Source organism: Piscinibacter gummiphilus (assembly GCF_002116905.1).
GTDB classification, from domain to species: Bacteria; Pseudomonadota; Gammaproteobacteria; order Burkholderiales; family Burkholderiaceae_C; genus Rhizobacter; species Rhizobacter gummiphilus.
Genome location: NZ_CP015118.1, coordinates 334928 through 355901 on the forward strand (window position 1 = coordinate 334928; position 20974 = coordinate 355901).

16 protein-coding genes are annotated in these 20974 nt (G+C 60.7%); 7 read left to right on the forward strand and 9 right to left on the reverse strand.

The genetic code is table 11. The features are described 5' to 3' along the window. Window positions 1-61: 61 nt before the first annotated feature. The 4 genes from A4W93_RS01450 to A4W93_RS01465 are packed head-to-tail and all read left to right on the forward strand — an operon-like array spanning window position 62 to window position 5349. Complete coding sequence (locus A4W93_RS01450) at window positions 62-1315, forward strand: tyrosine-type recombinase/integrase (protein ID WP_085748919.1); 1254 nt, start codon at window positions 62-64, stop codon at window positions 1313-1315. Further along, window positions 1299-2834, forward strand: a complete 1536-nt coding sequence (locus A4W93_RS01455; protein WP_085748920.1) for a site-specific integrase — start codon at window positions 1299-1301, stop codon at window positions 2832-2834. The genes A4W93_RS01450 and A4W93_RS01455 overlap by 17 nt, the downstream gene beginning before the upstream one ends. Next, window positions 2831-4918 carry an integrase gene (locus tag A4W93_RS01460; protein ID WP_174694872.1) on the forward strand — a complete coding sequence of 696 codons (2088 nt, stop codon included), beginning with the start codon at window positions 2831-2833 and terminating at the stop codon, window positions 4916-4918. Before A4W93_RS01455 ends, A4W93_RS01460 begins: the two co-directional genes overlap by 4 nt. Window positions 4919-4962: 44 nt before the next feature. Continuing rightward, entirely contained in the window at window positions 4963-5349 is a 387-nt protein-coding gene (locus A4W93_RS01465) for a hypothetical protein (RefSeq protein ID WP_237357838.1), read from the forward strand. A gap of 55 nt (window positions 5350-5404) precedes the next feature. Here the strand turns inward: A4W93_RS01465 and A4W93_RS29995 are convergent, their stop codons facing one another. Further along, window positions 5405-5920, reverse strand: coding sequence for an HAD domain-containing protein (locus A4W93_RS29995; RefSeq protein WP_099959838.1), 516 nt, complete (start codon window positions 5918-5920; stop codon window positions 5405-5407). Between A4W93_RS29995 and A4W93_RS29420 the strand changes: the two genes are divergently transcribed. Both A4W93_RS29420 and A4W93_RS01475 read left to right on the forward strand, forming a co-directional pair. Further along, window positions 5843-6103, forward strand: coding sequence for a hypothetical protein (locus A4W93_RS29420; protein WP_157131568.1), 261 nt, complete (start codon window positions 5843-5845; stop codon window positions 6101-6103). The genes A4W93_RS29995 and A4W93_RS29420 overlap by 78 nt on opposite strands. Window positions 6104-6930: 827 nt before the next feature. Continuing rightward, complete coding sequence (locus tag A4W93_RS01475) at window positions 6931-7284, forward strand: helix-turn-helix domain-containing protein (protein ID WP_085748923.1); 354 nt, start codon at window positions 6931-6933, stop codon at window positions 7282-7284. On the opposite strand, the gene A4W93_RS01480 is transcribed toward A4W93_RS01475, so the two are convergent. Further along, window positions 7285-7593, reverse strand: coding sequence for a helix-turn-helix domain-containing protein (locus A4W93_RS01480; protein ID WP_085754002.1), 309 nt, complete (start codon window positions 7591-7593; stop codon window positions 7285-7287). It lies immediately after the preceding gene. A gap of 609 nt (window positions 7594-8202) precedes the next feature. Here A4W93_RS01480 and A4W93_RS01485 point away from each other — a divergent pair. Further along, the gene (locus A4W93_RS01485; protein WP_085748924.1) at window positions 8203-9753 is read left to right on the forward strand and encodes a DNA cytosine methyltransferase; all 1551 of its coding nucleotides are present in this window, start codon (window positions 8203-8205) and stop codon (window positions 9751-9753) included. On the opposite strand, the gene A4W93_RS01490 is transcribed toward A4W93_RS01485, so the two are convergent. The 7 genes from A4W93_RS01490 to A4W93_RS01520 form a co-directional block, all read right to left on the reverse strand. Then, window positions 9731-10189 (reverse strand): very short patch repair endonuclease, encoded by a 459-nt coding sequence (locus tag A4W93_RS01490; protein WP_085748925.1) that lies wholly within the window; start codon window positions 10187-10189, stop codon window positions 9731-9733. The two genes, A4W93_RS01485 and A4W93_RS01490, sit on opposite strands and share 23 nt — an antisense overlap. 4 nt (window positions 10190-10193) lie before the next feature. Beyond that, window positions 10194-11144: an IS481 family transposase gene (locus A4W93_RS01495; protein ID WP_085748926.1), complete on the reverse strand. Its 951-nt coding sequence runs from the start codon at window positions 11142-11144 to the stop codon at window positions 10194-10196. A 102-nt stretch (window positions 11145-11246) separates the two neighbouring features. Further along, window positions 11247-13016, reverse strand: coding sequence for an AIPR family protein (locus A4W93_RS01500; protein ID WP_085748927.1), 1770 nt, complete (start codon window positions 13014-13016; stop codon window positions 11247-11249). Next, the gene (locus A4W93_RS01505) at window positions 13016-14023 is read right to left on the reverse strand and encodes a PD-(D/E)XK motif protein (RefSeq protein ID WP_085748928.1); all 1008 of its coding nucleotides are present in this window, start codon (window positions 14021-14023) and stop codon (window positions 13016-13018) included. The genes A4W93_RS01500 and A4W93_RS01505 overlap by 1 nt, the downstream gene beginning before the upstream one ends. Continuing rightward, a complete protein-coding gene (locus A4W93_RS01510) occupies window positions 14007-16874 on the reverse strand; it encodes a Z1 domain-containing protein (protein ID WP_085748929.1) in 2868 nt (955 codons plus the stop codon). The genes A4W93_RS01505 and A4W93_RS01510 overlap by 17 nt, the downstream gene beginning before the upstream one ends. Before the next feature lie 9 nt (window positions 16875-16883). After that, a complete protein-coding gene (locus A4W93_RS01515; RefSeq protein ID WP_237357662.1) occupies window positions 16884-18395 on the reverse strand; it encodes an ATP-binding protein in 1512 nt (503 codons plus the stop codon). A gap of 52 nt (window positions 18396-18447) precedes the next feature. After that, window positions 18448-20814, reverse strand: coding sequence for a sigma-70 family RNA polymerase sigma factor (locus A4W93_RS01520; RefSeq protein ID WP_085748931.1), 2367 nt, complete (start codon window positions 20812-20814; stop codon window positions 18448-18450). Window positions 20815-20974 lie beyond the last annotated feature (160 nt).

The window sequence follows — 20974 nt, forward strand, 5'->3', positions numbered from 1 at the left end:
ACACCTTTTTGTGCTGAAGTGTCGAGGAGCTCAACTGTTCCACAGATGAAATGGTGGGTAGATGACGCAGTTCGTGGCGAAGCGGGTCAAGTTCCGCAACGGTGAGCGCTGCTCAGTGCTCGTGCGTGTCGGAGGGCTGCCGGTTCACGAGGCGACCCTCTTCCTCAACAGATTCAGGATGCGGGGATGCGCAGCGAACACCCTGCACGGGGTCTGCACAACCTTGGCGTTCTTCTACCGTTGGCTAGAGGATATGGAAATAGACCTTCTTGCAAGACTGGAAGAGGGCAAATTTCTGACCGATCCGGAGTTGTACCGCTTGGCTGACATCACTCAGTATCGGGCGGAGGATCTCCCCGACGATAAGGACCGCAAAAGCAGCAAGACTCAGGTCATCAGCCTGAACCGCGTCGGCGTGAACGGAAAGCGTAAGCAGGACGTGCGCCAATCGGTAGTCGTGGGGAGCCAAGCGACGCGACTGCGCTACATCAAGAGCTACTTGGCGTTCTTGGCCGGCTACATCGCCGCGACGTTGACTGCGACAAAGAGTGCGAAGCTGGAGGTCGAAGCCAAGCGCGGAGTGGCGACGTTGTCAGCGCAGATTCCTTGGAAGTCCAACCGCGCCACTCTGGGATCCCGCGTGGGCGTGACGAAGGAACAGCAGGACAGGTTGTTGGCCGTCGTGAACCCCAATTCGCCGGCGAACCCTTGGGTTCGAGATTTCGTTAGGCAGCGCAACTGGCTGATCATCCTGCTCTTGCTTGCTTCAGGGATTCGCCGCGGAGAGTTGCTGAACCTCCAGATTTCAGACTTGATGCAGTGCGAGCCCAGATTCAATGTGCTCCGCCGACCTGATTCCGCGGCTGATCATCGGGTTCTTCAACCCACGCCGAAGACGCGGGAGCGGACCATCGAACTCCTTCCGGCGGTCATGAGGCAGGTTTGGAGGTACGTCTCCCTGAGGCACAAGATCAAGGCTGCTCGTCAACATCCTTTCCTGATCGTGTCCGAGGATGGTGATGCACTGTCGTACAAGACCATCGACAAGATCTTTGCGGACGTAAGGCGTGCTTGGCCCGACCTCAACACCGGCCTCTCCAGCCATGTCATGCGTCACACGTGGAACGAACGCTTCTCCGAGCAGGCCGAGGAAATGGAGATCGACGCTACCGCAGAAGAGCGGGCGCGTGTCGAGCAGCAAGGGTGGAAGGACAACTCTAAGACTTCGCAGGTCTACACCCGGCGGTACGCGGCCCGCAAAGGTCGAGAAATATCGCGCAAGCTACAGGAGAAGCTCGATGTCCCCGATCAATGATCTGAACGCGTCTGCCGAGCTTGGACAGATGCTTCCGACACGAGTGCTCACAAGAGGCGGCGCTCAACTTGATCCGCGACTCGATGTTTGGGAATGGACCGACGGAGTCTTCAAGCTCCGCATCGATTTCTCGTACTACAAGGGGGGCTACGAACGTCACGTGCCGTCGCTAAAGCTGGCACTCGTTCCGTACCTGAAAGGCCACTCCTCATCACATGTGGTCAACCTTGAGCGCGCATATCGGTTTCTCGTGGAGTCCTCGGGCCCTTGCTTGGAGCGAGAGTTTTTGCCGACTCATCTCTCCAACTTCATGGCCGCGCTTGGGCCAAATGAACAATGGAGGGTCGGCACACTTAACGGCCTCATTCAGCGGTGGGTCGCGCTGGGGCTACCTGGAATGCATTCCGAGTGCGCAACGTATTTGGCGCAGCGACGGAAGCCTGGCAACAAGAAGGGCGAAGCCGTCGCAACCAGAGATCCGTTCAAAGGACCATTCAGCGAACTCGAGTACACGGCACTGCATTCGGCCGTGAACGCTGCCTACGGGCGAGGCGACATCCCCCTCTGGCCTGTGATTCTCAGCCGACTTCTGCTTGCCTGTGGCGGTCGCATCTCTCAGTACGCATCGCTCAAGATTTTGGATTTTGATACTGACACGCGCGTGCTTCAGTTGCCGCAAGCAAAGAGTCGACAAGAACATTCGCGTGTGCAGTTCTTGGAATTTGACATCGGCTCGCAGACCAGCGGTTTGTTGGCGAAGTATGTCAATGAGTTGCATGCCGCAGGGTTTCCGGAAGTGGCGCCACTGTTTCCTGAAGATCTAGTCATGGCGCGAAAGGCCGCCAAGCAACTGAGAGCTCCGGAGGACCTTTTCTTTGGGCATTGCGACGCAGCGACCTTGTCTCGGCGCTACCAACGATCTATCGAAGATGTCGCTCCACCCACCCCTCGCCTTGACTTCGCTCCGATGCCGCTGAATCCTCAGCGCTTTCGCTACACGTACGGAACCCGGAACGTTGAGGAGGGCGCGAGTAAGGCCGTGCTTGCCAATCGACTTGGACATGTCGATCTTCAGCACGTGGACGTGTATTACTCGGCTTCACCAAAGGTCGTCGAGAACATCGACAAGGCGATCGGCGTGCAACTGGCGCCGCTGGCGAGGGCGTTCCAAGGTACTCTGGTGGAGGACGAAACGAGCTCCACCCAAAAAGGCGCTTTGGGGAGCCGCATCATCGACTTCCGCGTGTCGACAGATCCGGTGGGGGGATGTTCGCAATGTGCCCGCGATTGCAGCTTCAGCAAGCCTGTTGGTTGCTATACCTGTTTTCGGTTTGAGCCGTTCCTGGATGCTCCTCATGAAGCTCTCTTGCAACTCCTGCTGAGAGAACGCGAGAGGTGGATCGACGATGAGCGAATGGCAGCCATCAACGACGAATCGATCCGGGCGGTGGAGGAAGTCATTGCGCTCTGCAGGCAAGTTCGTGAGGAACGCGCGTTCGGTGAGGAGGCGAGCACATGAGCGCAGCCGTTCTGCATTTTGTACCTCATTCGGAGCTTGATGCCGCGACGAACGTCGAAGCGTTCGTTAGTCTCTGCAGAACGTCGAAGGTGCTCGACTCAAATCTCCAGTTCGGGAAGAACACGTGGAACGTGGGGCATTTCAAGGGCAGGAACGGACTGCATCGGGTGACGTTCAGCACCCTTGAAACCCTCGGCAGGGGGCAAGGGAACGATGCCTTCCCAACCCCGTTCCTGGACTTCGCCAAGGCGATGATCGTTTATTTGCAGGACATGCGACCGGTTAAATCTCAAGGGCCACGGATCGGCGCTCTTCGTTGCCTGGAAGCGGCACTTCGCCAGATGAACAAGGCCTCACGGCCGACAGCAGTCACCCCCGAAGTGCTGGATGTCGCCGTCGAATTAGGCAAGGACCAAGTGAGCCCATCAGTGGCTTACCGCTGGGCGGGGCAACTGGAATTGATCTCGAGGACCATGCACTTAAACGGGTTCATCAAGCTTCGTCAGGCATGGATGCATGGACAGAAGAAGCCTGCGGAGACCGGGACACGGATCTCCAGAGAAGCCCTGGAGGAACGTCAAAAGAAGCTGCCGTCAGGCGCGTGCCTTCGAGCACTGGCCGGCATTTTCAATCAGGCAACGGAGGCACCGGACGTTCTGGTGTCAAGCTTCACCGCCCTCATGCTTTGCGCGCCAGAGCGCATCAATGAAGTTCTGCGGCTGCGCCGGAATTGCCTCGTGCCCGGCGAAGGTGAGTTTGAGGGAAAGCTGGGGCTGCGCTGGCCTGGTTCGAAGGCGTTCCCGAACACGACAAAGTGGCTTCCAACTGAGATGGCGCCTGTGGCCCGCGAAGCATTGGCAAACCTTCTCCAGGCGACTGCAGAAGCACATGCGTTGGCCCACTGGTACACCCAAAACCCCGGCGTCGTCTTTCTGCATGAAGACGCCAAGCATCTCAGGACCCAGCCCTACTTGGCGGCATCAGATATCGCGCTGCTGCTGTGGGGCGACGAGCGGAAGAAGGTGTCAGCAGAGGCTTGGGCAGGCACCACCCACAAACTGTCGCGTTGCAAGGGGCCTGAGGGTGTCGCGCTGTACCGATTCGAGGATGTGGAGCGAGCCGTACTCGGCCTGCTGCCGCGGACTTTCCCGTTCATGCCTGGTGATGCGAATCTTCGATGTGAGGACGCGCTGGCGGTCATGGCAGTCGATGCCATGCACTCGCGCAAGCGCGCGTTCAAATGCATGTTCACCTCTATCGATCACCAAGCGATCTCCAACCGCTATGGTACGACCGACAAGATGGAGTCGATCTTCGAGCGGTTCGGCTACACGGAGGATGACGGATCCAAGATCGGGCTGCGCAGTCACGCCTTGCGCCACTACCTAAACACGTTGGCACAGACTGGGGGGCTTAGCAGCGCGGAGATCGCCCTGTTCTCTGGCCGGAAGGATCAGCGTCAGAACCGCTTCTACGACCACATGACGTCTGATGAGGTGCAGGCACCCATTTCTGTGGCGTTGAAGAACGGATTCACTTCGGAGTTGGTCCCCCTGAAAGGGCGCCGTAGCCTGATCGAACGGCCGGAGTTCCGTGGCTTGGGAATCCCCGCGGCACATACCACCGAATTCGGTTGGTGCCAGCACGACTTTGCCAGCGAGCCGTGCCAGATGTACCGGGACTGCATCAACTGCGAAGAGCATGAATGCATCAAGGGCGAGGCGACCAAGGAGCGCAACCTTAGGCTCCTCGAGGAGGAGACACGTTCTCTTCTGGAACGTGCCAAATCGGCATTGTCCGAGAGCGAGTACGGAGCCGACATCTGGGTGAAGCACCAGACCAAGACACTGGAGCGAGTGCAGAAGATGCTCGCCTTACTTGCCGATCCATCCATTCAGTCAGGTGCGCGGATTCGGCTCGACTTGACGAATGCGCCACTGATCACCACCGATCGAGCGCGGATCGCGTTCGCCGATCCACCCGTTCCGTCGGCGCTCCTGGAAACTCCGCTGGCGCGCTTGGCGAGGCGCGCTCCCCTTGGAAAGCCATACGTGACAGCCGTTGCATTGGTAGAACTCACGTGAGGAAGGCGCGTGCTCCCGACCTGACAGACCAGCTCATCTTGACGGTGATCGAGATCTTGGATGAATGGAAAGGCAAGCTGACCTGGGACCTGCTCCTGAACGTCGTTAAGGAAAAGACGGGCATCTCCTACTCCCGGTTCACGTTCGCGGAGTACCCCAGGATCGCTAACGCTTTCACGCTCCGAAAGAAGGCGCTCAGTGGCACCTGGACGGGCGAGCCAAGCCAGCCGAGAGACGCGCAGGTGCGTGCCGCACTTGAGCAGGCAGAACGGTACAGAGTAAAGGCAGATCGCCTTGAGCAGGAGAACAGGCTGCTGCTCGAACAATTCGTGACCTGGGCGACCAACGCAGAACGGAAGGGCGTCACGATGGCCATGCTCAATGCGCCTCTGCGGAAACCAAACCGCGATTCGTCCGAAGACTCGAAGTGAAAGCTGCCGCGGTACACCTCGTCTCACCGCGAGGCTGGTAGCCGGCTCGTGCTGATCATGAGAATCGCCGTAGCGCAAGGTGGAGACGTTCAAGTACCCCGGAGGCGCTGATTCCGGAAAACGGATGCGTGAGAATGAGGTTGTTCCTCGCATCCTGCGGCCAACCCTCGTCGGTGTCATCAACCGCAAGCCAACGTCGAGGCCTTCGGCGACCCACGTCTGCAAGCACCTCTTCTCCCCGGAGCGCCGTGGGAAACGGGCGCACACCGTCTTCCTTGCCTGTTCGGTGATGTCGAGAGTGGAAAGTGGCGCCGATGCAGCGCTGCTGCAGCTCGTGAGGGAGTCGGCCGCGGGCCCTGTCATAGCCTAGAACCCGCACCCAAGACGTCGAAAGTACTAGCCTCAGACTCGGGTACGGCTCCAGCTCATCGATCAGGACCCGAGCGTTCTCAAATAGCCTCCTGCCGAACGCGCCTCGCAGGTGGATGCCTCGATGCGCATCGATGAAAACGGACTCAGGGTGAAGCACTCCGTCGAAATCAAGGTAGAGGATGTCCGGGGCGTCGTCCATGGTCGTTACCGACTGGCCAGAGCCGTGCTGGCCGGGGAGCAATGGAACGGCGTGAAGCGGTCGAACGTAGAACGGGGCGGTTCCATCATGGTTTACCTCGCCGCTTCTCCTTCCGGTGACCCACCATCGCCGTCACTCCGCGAGGCTCAAGCTTCGCAGACCGAGCGATCGCCTGCGCGGTGAAGGGGCTCGCCGCGAGAGCTTTGCGCAGTCTCTCCTGGACCTCTTTGCGGATCATGACGTATTTCCCTGGTGCTACCTTGACTCGTTTCACGGCTCTTCGTCCTCGATCTTGTCCCGTTGGTCTTTGCGTAGTCTCCGGATTCGGAGCTGGCAATGCGAGCGGGGTGAAACCCACGTCAGTGGAAGACGTTCGACCAGCAGCGCCTTGGATGGAAGGGTTGAACTGCAGATGGCCTCAGATCCTCATCAGCAGGACCCTCTGTTTGAAGCCATCCGCTGTGTCGTGCCAGTTCAACCCATCGAAGAATTTTCCAGGCCGAACTTGAGCCAAGACTGTTCTAACGTTCATGTCGGGGACGGATGCACTCCAGAACGACTCGACATCGTGGCTGTCCCACCCGTCGCCGTGCTCAGCGGGCACCATGACCTGCACGGAGACAACACGCTCGTCGGCAATGGGTTGGAAGCAGTCTCTGAGATGCGGACCCCAACCAGTCAGTGTCGTCTGGAGGAAGCTGTCCCCGTCGTCGACGATCCGGCACGTTGCGATCAGCCACGGCAGTCGGGCAGCCACCTCCATTGACCGAAAGTGATGGCGACCCGGCCAAAGCCCAGCTGGTGAAGGAGCTTCGAAGTGCGGTGCGGATACGAACATCAGATGCATCGAGCAACCGGTGGGGCGCTCCCGTTGAACATCCAAGAATTGTGTTGGAAACCAACGATGGCGGACAGCAGGTTGTCGCGCCAGCTCGGATTTAGATTCAGATTCCGATTATTCCGATGGTGGCCGCAGGAAGTCTTGGTGCAGGAATGCAGATACGGCATATATGCCGTGGCCAAGTTCGAAGCCAAGCCCGAACCTTCGGGCCGTGCCGAGAGTTCCCAGTCCTTCCGCCAGCCCCGCCAAGCGTTCGACTTCGTTCGAGCCGGACGTTGCACGACTTTTGGGGCAGGTGATTCGCAGTGCACGAGAGGTACAGGGGATCGCGCAAGATGCGTTTGCGCTCCGTGCGGGGATCGATCGTTCCTACTACGGGAAGCTGGAACGAGGCGAACGTCAGCCCACCGTTGGCCTCTTGCTTCGGATCGGCCGCGCACTCGAGATTCCAGCCTCCGAGTTGCTCGCCCATCTCGAACTGAACCTGCGAGGATCAAAACCTCGTCGGCGTCAGAAGCCCTAACTAGGGCTCTTCTGGCTGGCCAACGACGCTACGCTCCCCTGGTTGAGAGCAGGAACCTGAACTGCCAGTACCGAGTTGCCCGTCGAGCTGCGTAACGAACGTGAGCAGGTCCGAGTCGAGGGCGCGCAACCAAGCCACGAGCTCCACGATATCGAGTCTGCGCTCTCCCGACTCCACACGGCTGACGATGGCTTGCGATCTCCCAAGGCGGCGCGCCAGATCAGACTGGCGCAAGCGGCGTGCCCTGCGCATGTCGCGCAGGAGGGAAACAAGAACGTCGTTCGGTCGGCTGTAGAGAGACTTGTGCATGGCTTGCTCTGCCCCCAAGCCTAGGCCCTACAGGACAGTATCCAGTTACTGCATGCGCATTCTTCATCCCCGAGGAGGCGCAAAGTTGAACATCGTACGGCATATATGCCGTGCATGCGGTAGATGGAATGCCGCTTACTCGTCCACAGCGAAGACACCGCCCCCCCAGTCGATGCGAGGAGAACCGTTGCCTGCGCGATTCGCAGACAGCGGCGGGCGCGGACCGGGATACGGCGGAATACATCACGCGTGATCGAAATCAGCCGGCACTAGCGTTCAAGCGAATAGCCTCCCTTCATTAGCGCAGCGCTCGGGGATGCAGAGGCGGGTGTCCGTTGTTATTGGCGGCTTCGTGCTTGGGGAAGTGGCCACGTAGAGAAGGCAACGCTCACGAATTTGGCTCAGAGCGGCTTGAGCGTACGCATGGAGCGGTGATCAGCATGTTCGAACGCGGATCGTCCGAGAGTCCGCTTGAACGAGAATTCGTGTTGCCGAGGCGCCGCGAAACGACGGAACACCGTGCTGGAAAGCGCGGATTGCGTTAACCTGGCGGGCCTCGCGCCGAGCTGCCCAGTGGCGTGCTACTCAAAGAATATCCAGCGAAGTTCGATGTTGCGCAAGACCATTCCTGTTGTTGACCTGTTTGCTGGGCCTGGAGGCCTAGGGGAAGGCTTCTCCTCCATCGTAGGCAACGATGGCCGAAGACGATTCGAGGTCAAGGTTTCGATCGAGAAGGAAGAGATCGCGCACCGCACCTTGACGCTACGCGCGCTCTTCCGTTCGTTTCCCAAAGGTAAGGTTCCCGACTGCTACTACGATTACCTTCGCGGTTCGATCACGCGCGAGGCTCTCTTTGCACACCCGGACGTCCCTGAGGAGTCGCGCCGAGCCGCGGAGGAGGCCAAGTGCGCCGAGCTTGGCGTCACGCCGCACGACGAGATCGACGGCTGGATCAAAGCGGCCTTGAACGGAGCCAAGGAATGGGTGCTGATTGGCGGCCCACCTTGCCAAGCCTATTCCATGGCGGGCCGGTCCCGCATGCGGCCGGGGGACTCTGAGAAGTTCGAGAAGGACAAGCGGCACTTCCTCTATACGGAGTACCTGCGAATCATCAAAGAGTTCGGGCCGGCGGTGTTCGTGATGGAGAACGTCAAGGGCATCTTGACGTCGAAGCACGGTGGGTCGCCCATCTTCGATCGTATCCTCGGTGATCTGCGCGACCCGGGAAACGGCTTCAAATATCGGGTGCGCTCTTTCGTGGTTGATGACGACGATCCGTCCCCTCAGGATTTCCTTATCGAGTCGGAGAAGTTCGGGCTGCCTCAAGCACGGCACCGCGTCATCCTTTTCGGCATCCGCTCCGATCTCGCAGAGGCTTCGTGGAAGTTGCTGGGGCAAGCGCGGCGCTTTCGATTGGCGGAGACCTTCCGCCAAGTCAGCGTGCGCGAGGCGTTGGCTGGCTTGCCTCCGCTTCGCAGCAAGCTGTCTCAAGAGCCTGACAGTCGAGAAGCGTGGCTGTCGGCTGTCAGGGAGGCACCCAACGGTTTGAAGGGGTGGCAGGACCCACTTCGCAAAGCGATAGAGACTGAGATGACACGGGCTGTTCACGCGGCGCGAAACAGTGAGGCCTTTGGGGGACGCTTCATCAAGCAGCCCGTTCCACTGGGCGTTGACATGCCCAAGAAATTACGAGACTGGATTGGCGATCCGAAGCTCGGCGGAGTGATACAGCACGAGACCCGAAATCACATGAGGTCGGACCTTAGCCGATACATGTTTGCCTCGTGCTTCGCCGCGATCCGCGGATGCTCGCCGAAGCTGCCGGAGTTCCCGCAAAAGCTGCTTCCTGCTCACGGGAACATGGACGCCGACACCGTACCGTTCCTCGACCGCTTCCGCGTGCAGGTCGCCGGACTGCCTTCCACTACAGTCGTGTCGCACATTTGCAAGGACGGGCACTACTACATCCACTACGATCCGTCGCAGTGCCGTAGCTTGACGGTGCGCGAGGCCGCGCGCTTGCAGACGTTCCCGGACAACTACCTGTTCGAAGGCAACCGCACCCAACAGTATTGGCAAGTAGGAAATGCCGTGCCGCCGTTTCTCGCGCGCCAGATCGCCGAGGTAGTCGTCGATTTCATAGATTCTTCGCGGCGCTGATTTCTCCGCGGTCTTCGAGGCCTTCGATCCATTCGGACAGCATTTCGGACAATTCCGCGACCGTCCTGGGATTGCGCGTGCTGCATTCCCAGACTGTCAGGACGCGCCAGCCAAGTAGTCTCAGCGCGTCGGCAGCGCGCGCGTCCCGGTCGACATTCGCCAGAAGCTTGGTCTTCCAGAACTCGGGACGGGTCGCAGGTAGCTTGGCGTTCCTGCACCCCGAATGCATGTGCCAGAAGCATCCATGCGTGAATATCGCAACCTTGTGGCCCGGGAGGACAACGTCTGGCGACCCCGGCAGGTCCTTGCGGTGCAGTCGAAAGCGGTAGCCCGCTGCGAAGAGAGCTTTGCGCACCACCATCTCGGGCTTCGTGTTCTTCGGCCGGATGTTGGACATCATGCGGCTCCGCACGGCAGGTGACACGACGTCCGTCATGGCGCTAGCTGTGAAGCGTCAAGAGGTTGTATCTCGGCCCGGGTAGTCGAGAGGCCGGCGGCACGCGACCGATGCCGTGGTGAGGCCGGTGCCAGTTGTAGTGATGCTGCCAGCTGTGCAGGACTTCGCGTCGCTCCTCGGAGTTCCGGTACGTCCAGCCGTAGGCCCACTCGCGCAGGGCCGACTGGATGAAGCGCTCGGCCTTGCCGTTGGTTTGTGGACGGTAGGCGCGAGTGAACTTCTGCTGGATGCCCAGCTGCTCGCAAGCGGCCCTGAATAGCTTGGAACGGAAGGCTGAACCGTTGTCGGTCAACAGCCGCTTGATGGTCACGCCCAAACGGTTGTAGTACGCCACGGCATCGCGCAGGAACTGCACCGCGCTCTCTGTGCGCTCGTCGGGGTGCATGGCCGTGAAGGCCACGCGCGCGTGGTCGTCTACTGCGACGAACAGGAACTCCCAGCCTGCGCCATTGACCGAGTCGCGGCGATTGCCGGTTACGCGATGACTCGGGCGCTCGATGCGTCCAAGCTTCTTTGTGTCGATGTGCAGCAGGTCGCCCGGCTGCTTGTGCTCGTATCGCTGTACGGGCTCGCGCGGCTCCAGGTCCGAGAGCTTGGACAGGCCGGCCCGTGCCAGCACACGGCTGACGGTCGCCTCCGACACGCCGACGCTCTTGGCGATGCGCGATTGCAGCATCCGGCGCTGGCGCAGTTCAACGATAAGCAACGCCTTGCCCGGCTCGATACTCCGGGGCGAGCGAGCCGGCCGAGACGATGCATCAGCCAGGGCGGCAACACCTCCTGCCAGGTACCGCCCCAGCCACTTCCTGGCCGTGGGGGGCGTTACCCCGTGCTTGGCGGCCGCTTCACAGGCGCTCAGGCCCTGCTCGGTCATTTCTTTGACCATCTCCGCTCGGCGCGCGTAGGTAAGTCGGGCATGCTTATGGGTGTTCATCCGGTTGGGCCCCTTGGGTGGATTGGGTGTTTGGCGACTTCCAGTCTCTCAAACCCAATCCGGATGAACACCGGATACAACCTATTGAAGCATCACAGCTAGCTAGCGAAGCTCAGGGATGCCCTTGGCAGGCTTGGAGAAGGTCGAACCCATGACCAAGTCGCGGCATTCGGGTTTTTTGGCCCATTCGGAGACCAAGCGGCCATTGGCGGATCGTACGAAGATGTCGTTCACCTCGCCGGCCCAGACCTTGATCTGCTCGAACAACTCGGGCGAGGGCCCCTGGGCGTTCCACACCCGCTCAAGGTCGATTCGATCACCGAGCTGTTGCGCGACGATCGAGATGGTGTAGGCCGCCACGTTGTTCTGACCGGCCTTGAAGGCTTTCAACGTGTACTTGGCGGTGTCCCGGAACAGTTTTGCCTTGGCGATCATCACCTTGTAGTCAGCGACGGTCGGCGCCGGGGCCTCCGCGCCTTCCACTGTGAGCGAACTCATGAACTTGTCGAAGTTCTTCTGCGCCCCAAGGCTCACGAAATCGGGCTGCTGATCCCAGGCCACGATGTACTTCGCGAGGTCCGTCTTCGTGATGCGCCGGGTTGCAGGAATGGCTTCCTTCAAGGCCTTCAGGCGGGCCTCGGTGTTGCCGTCACGCGCCAGCATGGTGGCATAGCTACCGGCTGCGCGCTCATAGAACCATCGCCCGACTCCGTCCGGGCAGTACACGGATAGCGAGAGCCGCTCGATCGCGACATGGAACGGTTTGTTTGCCGAAAGGTCCGATTGGCTCACAGCGTTCTGACTGTTTGCATACCTCGAAATATCCGAGACCAACGCCTCCTCGGCGGCCGCGTCCTGGGTCCGCATGACAATGATCTTGGCCGGGACACGCACTCGAGACAGGTCCGTCTCCGGATACTTTTTCTTCGCGAAGTAAAGCGACGCCGTGGTCTGACCGCCATTGACGATCTGCAGGCCCTTGAGCCAAGCGATTCCCTTCGCGCCATCGACGGCGGTCGCCATGCGCATCTCGTCCGCCACCAGCACGATGCCGTTGTTGTAGGCCATGAATCTGCCTGGAGTGGTCCGCAGCGTCGTCTGGATTCCGGCGTTTACAGTTTTGCGTCCCTTGACGCTCAGAAAGGATCGGACGTTGGCTTCGAGGAGGCGTGCGCCAAATTTCTCGTATAGCAACCGCAGCGCCTCGCCCGGAATGGCCGTGAGTGCGTAGTCGTAGTCGTCGTTGTCGCCCGGAACGAACACGCATGGCAGAGGGGCTCCCGAGACGTCGGTGAAGTCCACCAACAGTTCGTCGCGGGGTTTGCCTTCGGAAAGGTGGCGATGCAACCGCTCGATGTCCATGATCTCCATGCGAACGGCTTTGCCAGCGACCACTCTGGTCTTGAAGAACTTCGACTTGGCGACGCGGTCGGTGAGCAGATAGACGCGCACATTCTCCAGCTCGTCATAGGCGTCGTGCAGGATCTGGGCAAGCGTGCGCGCGTCGTCCGACTCGTCGAGCAGGGGGGCGAGTTTTCCCGCAGCGCTGAGGGAGAGAAAGCTCAGGCACTGCTCTGCAGCTTCTCTGATCTCGGAGGGCGGCACGGAGGTCGGTTTCTCCACTCCGTCGTACAGCGTCACGAACAGGTCGAGCTGAGTGTCGTCGTCAGAGATGGCGTAGCCGCTAAGGCGGAACTGCTCCCGATTCACCGAGTTCTTGACGTGGCATGCAACAGGCTCAAAAGTCATGCCGATCTCAGACATGTGCTTCATCACGATCTCCGTGAATGCCAGCTCGGAATGGGGAACGCCGTCTTCCACCATGGTCGCCACGTCCGCCTGGGTCTCTCGCAAGAATTCCGTCAGATCCATCAGATCGCTCCCAATTTTTTCAATGCTCCATCGAAGCCCACACTTGCTCCGGGAGCGTTCTCGAAGTCGACCTCATACGAGGCGGAAGTCACGCCATGCGGCACTTTCGACGGCGTCAGCCGCGGAAATCCGTCGTCTACGTGAAGAACCCTCGTGCCGGCGACGGTAAAGCGCCTGGAGTACCTGACTGCGTGCGAGTCTCGATAGCCTGCTGCCAAAAGACGGTCCTCCAGGAGTACCTTGGCGACCGAGGTTACGCTGGGGTCGGAGCGAAGCTCATCGACCGTCTCCGGAAGTGTCTTTCCCGAAGCTGTCTCGCGCAGTCGAACGCCCGCCAAGTAGAGTGGCTGCCGAACGGCGTCGTCCAGCTGTTCAAGCGAGCCGATGCGAACTTTGAACCCCGAAGAGGCGTTCGTTGTTTTCACCTCGATGGCCCCGGTTCCGATCTCGAAGTCACGCAAGCCGTCGTTGGGGCCGGTCCAAGCTTCGATCGCAGCGACGGGTTCGACACCTAGAATGAACATCGAGGACAGTGCGTGGAGTTCACCCAAAAGGCCGATCTCTTTTTCGGCGCTCAAAGCCAGCGCACCGTTGCGCATGAACTCCTGCCAGGCGCGGATGCGCCCAAGCATGACTCGCAATGCATGCGCCTCGTCGTCCCCGGGGCAGGCGTCGAGCGCTTCAGCCACGTTGCAGGCCATTTCCGAGAAAAGTTCCAAACCGCCCGACTCGGTGCGCGTCAACGCCAACCAGACCCCGCCGTCGGGCAACGGGCCTGCACGCTCGACGGTAAAACCCAATCCGGCAGGCAGATTCTGCGCAGCCGGTAGCGTCGCCCTGTCGAAGCGCGTCATCAGCGCCTCGAGACCACCGGGATAGCGCCTCCCCGCACGCAGAGGCATCGCCCCAGGTCGCGACATCGGCACAGCTCTCCACCCAGGTCGTGCGTCGCCGTCGACTGGCAACGAACTCCACGCGAGCGAGAGCTCTTCACTCAGACGCGCCATACTCGTTCTTCCAGTAGAGGTGATCGACCATGTATTCGACTTTGACGGTCTTTTCGCTGGACGGGAAACTGGCCGCGAAGGCCATGATCGGATCGTTCCAATCCTCGGGCACCGCGCCCGCCGCGCCGCTCGGCGTCAGCGGATAGAGAAGCAGCAAACCACGGCTGGCTTCACCAATGGCTTCCGGCGACACCAACTGGCGGAGCGCCTTCCCATTGGGGCGGGACGGCGGATCAAATCGGTTACGCGCGGGATCCGGTTTCCACGATTTCAGTGTGGCGTTGAGCGCACTCTTCCACATGTCATAGCCTACGTCGATGGCCTCATCCTCGGGCTCGGTCAACGCCCCGATCGAGTACCTGGACGCATCTCCGCGGTGTGACCGAGAAGGCAAACTCTTCAACGAGATGCCTCGCGGGAAGTGATACGTCTTCTCGCCGTCGGCTCCTTCCGCGACCAACGCGACTGTCCACTTCTTCAACAAACCGATCTCGTTCATCTTCTCGATGAACTCGGCCATCACGCTGCTATTGGCACGCTCGATGCCGGCGGGCACGACGTACGCCTTCAGGAAGTCAATGACGACGCCTGCATCGACCTCACGCCAGATGTACGAGCGCTTCCATTCGTCCGGCTTCTCGTCGCGCTCTTGTCTGGGGGCGCCGGAGGCCGGGGCGCCCATGGCTTGGATCAACTCGAAGGTCGCATTGAGGTTGGATTGAAGGGATGCCTTGTCGTTCTTGAACGTGATCGTCTGAACCGCGCTGCCACTGTATGAGAGGGACAGATTCTGCGCGGTGCGCATCTTTAGTGGGGAAGTAACGAGTAGCGTGTCATGAGAGGCGACCCGGAGCCCGTACTGCTCAGGTGTAGCGCCGCTGGCAGCCATGGCATCGAATTCCTCGCGAAGTTCCTCGGATGCGTCGGCGATGTGACCGAACCAGTCGACCAGATCCTCCGTGGTATAGAGGCGGCAAAGGTCCAAGTAGCCAGGACGGTACCCAAACCAACGTCCCATCTGCAGCAGCGTGTCATACATCTTTGTCGTTCGGACAAAGTAACTGGTGGTCAGGCCTTCGAGTGTGAGGCCACGCGCCAGCTTGTCGCCTCCGATTGCGATCACCTTGAGCCCAGTGGCCTCGCGCTCCGCGTATTCGAAGGCCTCCTTCGCCGATCCGTTGATCGTTCTGAGGGCTATGTCACCTATGGTCTCTGGCAGGATGGCCTCGATTTCGGACCAGGAGTGCATCGGCGAAGTCTCCTTCAGCTCGTCCATCGTTTTCGCGATGACGGCGCTGGTAGGCAAGAAGTCGCGCTCCCACAGATCGCGCAAGTCGGCCAGAACCTTTTCATGATTGATTCTTCGGGTCAGTGCCTGGCGCAGATCCTTGACGACCTGCTCGACCTGCCTGCGCACCTCTGCCTGCACACCCGTGAATCGGGTCACGTGGACCAGCATGGAGGCATGCTTGGTCTTCTGACCTCGGAGTGAGCGCATCGCACATGTGATCAGGAATGAATGGATGGCCTCGCGAAGTGAAGGCGTCACCATCTCTTGGCCCGCGTAAGTGGGCACATGATCTTTCTTGTGCTTCTCAGGCATCCAGCCGTGTGGGCCTTCCCCGTCGATGTGATCCTTGATGATTCGGGTCAGCGGCAACCCACCGACACGTCCGTTGGGCCCTCTCGCCCCGAAGACTCGTGCGGGGCCAACGTAGTTGGAAGGCGCAGTCAGATTCTTGATGAACGAGCGAGGAAAGAGGTCGGATCCTTCTTCCCTGGTTGCAGCCTGCCGGTGGATGAAGATGTTGGCGAACGGTGTCGCGGTGTAGCCAACGTAGGCCGACTTCGCGAAGGAACTGAGAATTCGGCGAATGAGGCTGTTGATTGCCTTCGGCTGATGATCTGGGTCGGCCACGCCCTCGGAGTCGAAAGTCTGCTCGCCGGTGTCCACGGATGCATGGTCGGACTCGTCGTCGATGACCAAGAGCGGCAACTTGGTGACGATTCGCCGTCCGGTGGCTGCGTCAGTTGCATCTGCCACGTGGTGGCCCTGGATCCATTTGAGCAGACGGGCCATCACCGTCTTGTTCTTCTTGATCACGAACAGCCAAGGCCGCTCCTCGGGCGAAATCGCAAAGTGTTTCGCAATGCCTGCATTGAAGTCGCCGTTGTCCTCGCGTGTGGTCGCGCAATGCGGGTGGATTTCCGGATCGCTGTCCTCAAAGAAGACACCGAGCGGCTTGCCAGGATCACGGTTGGGCGATGTCTCGTATCCGAGGAACGCCTCTTCAAGCCGGATCTGCGTCTGCGAGCGCAGGTTGTTGTGCAGACCTGCCAAGACAATGATGATCTTGTATCCCGCGTCTGCTGCTTTACAGATCAGCGCGGAATAGCTGCTGGTCTTTCCGGACTGAACGTGACCAACAACCAGTCCTCGGCGATCCCAGTGACCTTCGCGCTCCGGATCTTCGAGAAGCCCCAGAATTTCGTCTGTGGAGCGGTCAAGAGCGTCGACTACGTCGGCCGCCAGCGTCCTCTCCATGTAGCGGCTGAGTCGATGCCAGTAGCGCCAATCCTTCTTGCGAGCTGCGTTGAGCCAGTCGACATGGCCGGTGACGTCGCTGAGCGTTGCGTCGGTCGAGATCCAATGGCTGAACCGCCGGATCAGCTCCGCAACGGCGGCGGGTTGGTTGATTTCCTCAGCTCTCGACTTGAAGTGGAGTGAGGCGATACCCGCGACAACCTCGGCGATCAGCGTCGGAGAGCGTTTGGTCTCGTCGGGCTCATCGCGCAGCAAGGTCTGTGCGATAGAAATGAGCTTGCCTTGGGTGGGACTTGCATCTGCCATGTCTGGTTCCTAGCTTGCGGCCTGTGTGGATGCTTCGTCGCCCAACCGCTCGACGAGTGCGGGGTAGTTCTGAAAGGGTTCGGTCGAAAGCAATGCTTTGCGAGCGAGTTCGGCGCCCATTCCCTTGCGTCCGACCATGTCGTTGTAGAGCGTGCGCAGAACCTTGCTGACAGACTCATCGGTCTCTCCGGAGAATCCCGTCCGCGGCGTTGTCTTGTTCTCTGCTGTATCGAGCCAGATGCGCTGAACTGGGACCGTCTCTTCGAGGACGCGGAGCATCGCTCGAATCAGCTCACCTTGGTCGGCGCAGGCGTCGAGTACCGCAGCCACCGCTGGGTGTTTTTCGTCGATCCGGAAGCGCGCTCCCGAACTTCCGTGGTCAGTTCTCCAAGCCATCTCGATCGGCGCGCTACCGCGGGGCGCAATCGGGGCGCCGCGAAACGCGAAGACCTTGCGGGCCCTGTCACGCGTATCTTCCGCGAATCGGGTCAGCCAAGGGCGGATCGACACAGGCACCCGAGCTGTGGACTTGCGAATGTCGATCTTCCAATCGGCGTCGGCAGTGTTGGGAATGTCTAGGCGGATGCGCGCCAAGCGAAATGCTTCTTCGCGGTTCCAGGCTCGGCCTTGACCGAGACCGAGCCAGCCACCGGCCACCAACAGCCGCTCATTGCGATAGACGTAGAAGCCTTGCTGAGCATTCCAGCCGCTTTCGCCAGCGCCACGAGAGAAGTCTCCGGGCGACAACTTGTCCTTGTGCGGGAGGACGTGGCACTCCACGGCGACCACGCCGGAGTCGGACCGGAACCTTTCCACGGGGGAGTTCCACGTCTTGGCGGGATGACCCATCATGAACGGATCCCAGGGCTCGACGAGTTTTCCGTTGATGGTCAGTCGAAGCCGCGGCTTGGGCCCATCGAGCAGACGGTGAAACACCATGGCCAAATGCGCCTCGACGCTGTCGATGAGATCGAGGTAGTCCGCCGACGTGTAGCCTTGAGTGACGATGCGATCCATCTCCTCCCACAAGACCAGAGTGCCGTGCTCCTTTTCGGCAAGTGCGTTGAAGTGAGAGTCCGAGCCAGCCGCCGGCCCTTCAAACAAAAGCCAGCCCCCGGTCGGATCCTTCATCAACTCGTCGAGATCCCAACGAAGGCACGAGTGAGCGCCGTCGCGCGCAGTGCCTACGGTGAGCCGGCGGCACTGCGACAAGGATGCGGTCTTCAATCCCATTCCGAAGCGTCCGAGGTCGCCTGCATCGCGCGTGTCGAGAGGGCTCTTGTCGCCGAGCGTCATGGCGCTTTGCAGTTCTTCGTCATGCATGCCTCGCCCGTCGTCCAGTACGCTGACGCTGCTCTTGCTGCCCGCCCATGCGAAGACGATGTCAACCTGCGAGGCCTTGGCCGAAATGCTGTTGTCCACGATGTCCGCCAACGCCGCGCCGGTCGAGTACCCAAGCCCGCGCAGGGCCTCCAGCATTGCTCCGGCGCGAGGCGGCGCCGCTCGTGTGTTGCCGGTCATTTCAACTATCCGTTTCCGTCGTGATGGATGAAGTCCGTTCGCATCGATTCGATCAGTCCCGCGAGTCTGCGCTCTGCGACTGGTCGAACGGTATTCGTGTTGTCTTGGTACTGCCCGCCTCGGCGACGAGTGATCCCAACTTTCGTTGTCCGGCCTGGTCGAGCTCGTCGCCATGAGCCTGCTGCACGGCATCGTCGCTCGGGCGGCAGAGAGTCGCGTCGCGCCCGAGCGCGCTGGCCAGGGTGGCTAAGCGCGCGGGATGCATGAGCGTGAGAATCGCCTTGGCTTCGATCTGGCGCACGCGCTCGCGAGTCACGTCGTAGATCTTGCCGACCTCCTCGAGCGTGCGCGGCTCGACGTCTGCGAAGCCGTAGCGCAACTTGATTACTCCCGCGCTCTTCTTGCCAAGCGATTCCACCGCGTTCCTCAGAACCTTGGCGATGGCGCGCGACTCCGCCTCCGCGAACGCGTCTTGATCGCTGTGCCGTTTCATGTCCAGGTCGAGGGCCATCTCGACGCCCTCAAGAGGGAGGGGATCCGAGATGCATCGCCATAGCTGCTCGAATTTGGGTTCCGGAATGCCGACACGATGCGCAAGCTCAGATGATGTCGGTTCGCGCCCGAGCGCGGCTTCCAGCGCCGCGATCTCCCGCTTGAAGCGACTCGCGATTTCGTAGACGTGCGCGGGGAGGCGAATCGTGAGCGCCGTATTCGCGACCGCACGGCCGATGGCTTGACTGATCCAGGGCACAGCCATCGTCGCGAACCTCGTGCCTCGGCGCCAGTCGAAGCGGTCGACTGCCCGCATCAGACCCAGATTGCCTTCCTGCGACAAATCTTCGATCGGAAGTCCAGTGAAGAGATACCGCTTCACCTCGGGGAAGACCAAGCGAAGGTTGGCCACGGTCATTCGGTCCCGATGCCTTCGCAGTTCGAGTACTGCTGTTCGGAAGGCCAAGGCAGCGCTGGAACAATCGTCGCCCGCTTGGCTTTCAAGCTCGACCAAGAATGAGCGCCTGAAATTGATTGCACTCACCACCGGCCTAACAACGCTCGGTTCCGGCCAGCTGCCGCCGTTAGCAGCCGCGAGCGCATGAAGCTGTTCGAGAGCATCCACCGCATCAGTTTCAACTGCCTCAGGCAATGCCCGTGGGAGCTCGCTGCCAGCTTCTTCGAGATCGTCACCGATGTTGGCAATGCTCGCTGATATGTCGGCGGCTTGTACCGGCGGATCGGAGGGACCTCCGACGTCGTCGTGGCCATCGCCAGCAATCTGAGTCCGCAGCCGACGGCCGGCGCGAACGTCATCGACGATTCGTGCGACTGCGTACAAACCCGCAGGCCAAGCCGACATTGCGTCCAGACAGGTCTCGACGGCGAGATCCATGGCCTTGCCGATCTCGATTTCTTCATCCCGCGTGAGCAGGGGTAGCCTCTGGGTATGCTTCCGCTGCAGTCGCAGGGGATCTTTGGGGCGTCGAGCTGAGGCCTCCAACTCGGCCAGGCCATCGGCGATTGCATCGGCCTCTTCGCGGTTCGCTTCGGCGCCTGTTTCCACCCGGAAATCGTCGAACGGCGATGCGTACTCGAAGCGCTCGTCCACCTCAGCCCCGAGATCGTTGATGACACGCAGTAACGTCGCGTCCGCGTCGAATTCTTGCGAGTGTTCACCGCGGCCCAATGCGTAGACCTGTTCGACAATGTGCGCCGGCACGCTGCCCTCGCGCAAAGCACGCAGAAGCAGTGACTGGAGAGCCTCCTGCAACTCGGCGTCTTCAGCGCGGAGCAGGGGCGCTGCGGTTTCCGGCAGGTAAGCCGCAACTTCGGTCCAGTCGTCGGCGTCGTCGATGGGCACGTGATCGCTGATCGCGCGCTGCGCAGCTGCTTGGTCGCGCGAGGCTGCGGGGTCGTGCTGCGGCGGCGCGAGTTGTTCTTCCTCTTCCCAGTCCCCATAGCCTTCAGAACTTCCTGACCGGTCTTCACCGCAGGGCTTCAGCGAAGCCCCTTCGGGTTGGACGGCCCGTGGGGCAGCGGTCGACGTCAAAACAGCGCCAGTCCGCGTTGGTTCCTGCCGATCCTCTGTGCGGTCTGCGTTCTTCCCTGGCCCCGCTTCGTCAGCGAATGCTGAGATGGCTTCCGCCGCGAGGCCGGCACCTGCATCGAGGGCGATGGCCAGTGCGTCGCGTCCCGCCGCGTCGGTCACAGCCCGATCAACGCCCGCAGCCATCAAGAGAACGCAGACGCCTGCTCGATTGCGCGACGCCGCGATCATCAAGGGCGTAAAACCACGATCGTCGCGCCATTCGAGATCGTCGCCACGGGCGATGTGCTGCCGGACAGCGCTTTCAGAACCGGCGGCAATGGCCAGCTTGAGGAGCCGGTTGACCCCGCGGGCTGCAGGATGTGGGCGGTCGCTCATGGGCGCAGCCACGTTTCGCCTTGATCTGCGGCGGCCCGCGAGATGTCGTCGGCTGTTCTCCCCTTGCTCGACCTGGCTCGCTGATGCGCGGGGCGGTCGGCCACATTCCCGATGGCCATATGGGCTCTATTCCAAAGAATGCACAAATTCTACAGAGGGC

What these genes read in the sequence shown, in the direction of transcription:
- A4W93_RS01450 (WP_085748919.1), top strand. Translation starts at nt 62, where the DNA reads ATGACGCAGTTCGTGGCGAAGCGGGTCAAGTTCCGCAACGGTGAGCGC.
- A4W93_RS01455 (WP_085748920.1), top strand. Translation starts at nt 1,299, where the DNA reads ATGTCCCCGATCAATGATCTGAACGCGTCTGCCGAGCTTGGACAGATG.
- A4W93_RS01460 (WP_174694872.1), top strand. Translation starts at nt 2,831, where the DNA reads ATGAGCGCAGCCGTTCTGCATTTTGTACCTCATTCGGAGCTTGATGCC.
- A4W93_RS29420 (WP_157131568.1), top strand. Translation starts at nt 5,843, where the DNA reads ATGCGCATCGATGAAAACGGACTCAGGGTGAAGCACTCCGTCGAAATC.
- A4W93_RS29995 (WP_099959838.1), bottom strand. Translation starts at nt 5,920, where the DNA reads ATGGACGACGCCCCGGACATCCTCTACCTTGATTTCGACGGAGTGCTT.
- A4W93_RS01475 (WP_085748923.1), top strand. Translation starts at nt 6,931, where the DNA reads ATGCCGTGGCCAAGTTCGAAGCCAAGCCCGAACCTTCGGGCCGTGCCG.
- A4W93_RS01480 (WP_085754002.1), bottom strand. Translation starts at nt 7,593, where the DNA reads ATGCACAAGTCTCTCTACAGCCGACCGAACGACGTTCTTGTTTCCCTC.
- A4W93_RS01485 (WP_085748924.1), top strand. Translation starts at nt 8,203, where the DNA reads ATGTTGCGCAAGACCATTCCTGTTGTTGACCTGTTTGCTGGGCCTGGA.
- A4W93_RS01490 (WP_085748925.1), bottom strand. Translation starts at nt 10,189, where the DNA reads ATGACGGACGTCGTGTCACCTGCCGTGCGGAGCCGCATGATGTCCAAC.
- A4W93_RS01495 (WP_085748926.1), bottom strand. Translation starts at nt 11,144, where the DNA reads ATGAACACCCATAAGCATGCCCGACTTACCTACGCGCGCCGAGCGGAG.
- A4W93_RS01500 (WP_085748927.1), bottom strand. Translation starts at nt 13,016, where the DNA reads ATGGATCTGACGGAATTCTTGCGAGAGACCCAGGCGGACGTGGCGACC.
- A4W93_RS01505 (WP_085748928.1), bottom strand. Translation starts at nt 14,023, where the DNA reads ATGGCGCGTCTGAGTGAAGAGCTCTCGCTCGCGTGGAGTTCGTTGCCA.
- A4W93_RS01510 (WP_085748929.1), bottom strand. Translation starts at nt 16,874, where the DNA reads ATGGCAGATGCAAGTCCCACCCAAGGCAAGCTCATTTCTATCGCACAG.
- A4W93_RS01515 (WP_237357662.1), bottom strand. Translation starts at nt 18,395, where the DNA reads ATGACCGGCAACACACGAGCGGCGCCGCCTCGCGCCGGAGCAATGCTG.
- A4W93_RS01520 (WP_085748931.1), bottom strand. Translation starts at nt 20,814, where the DNA reads ATGAGCGACCGCCCACATCCTGCAGCCCGCGGGGTCAACCGGCTCCTC.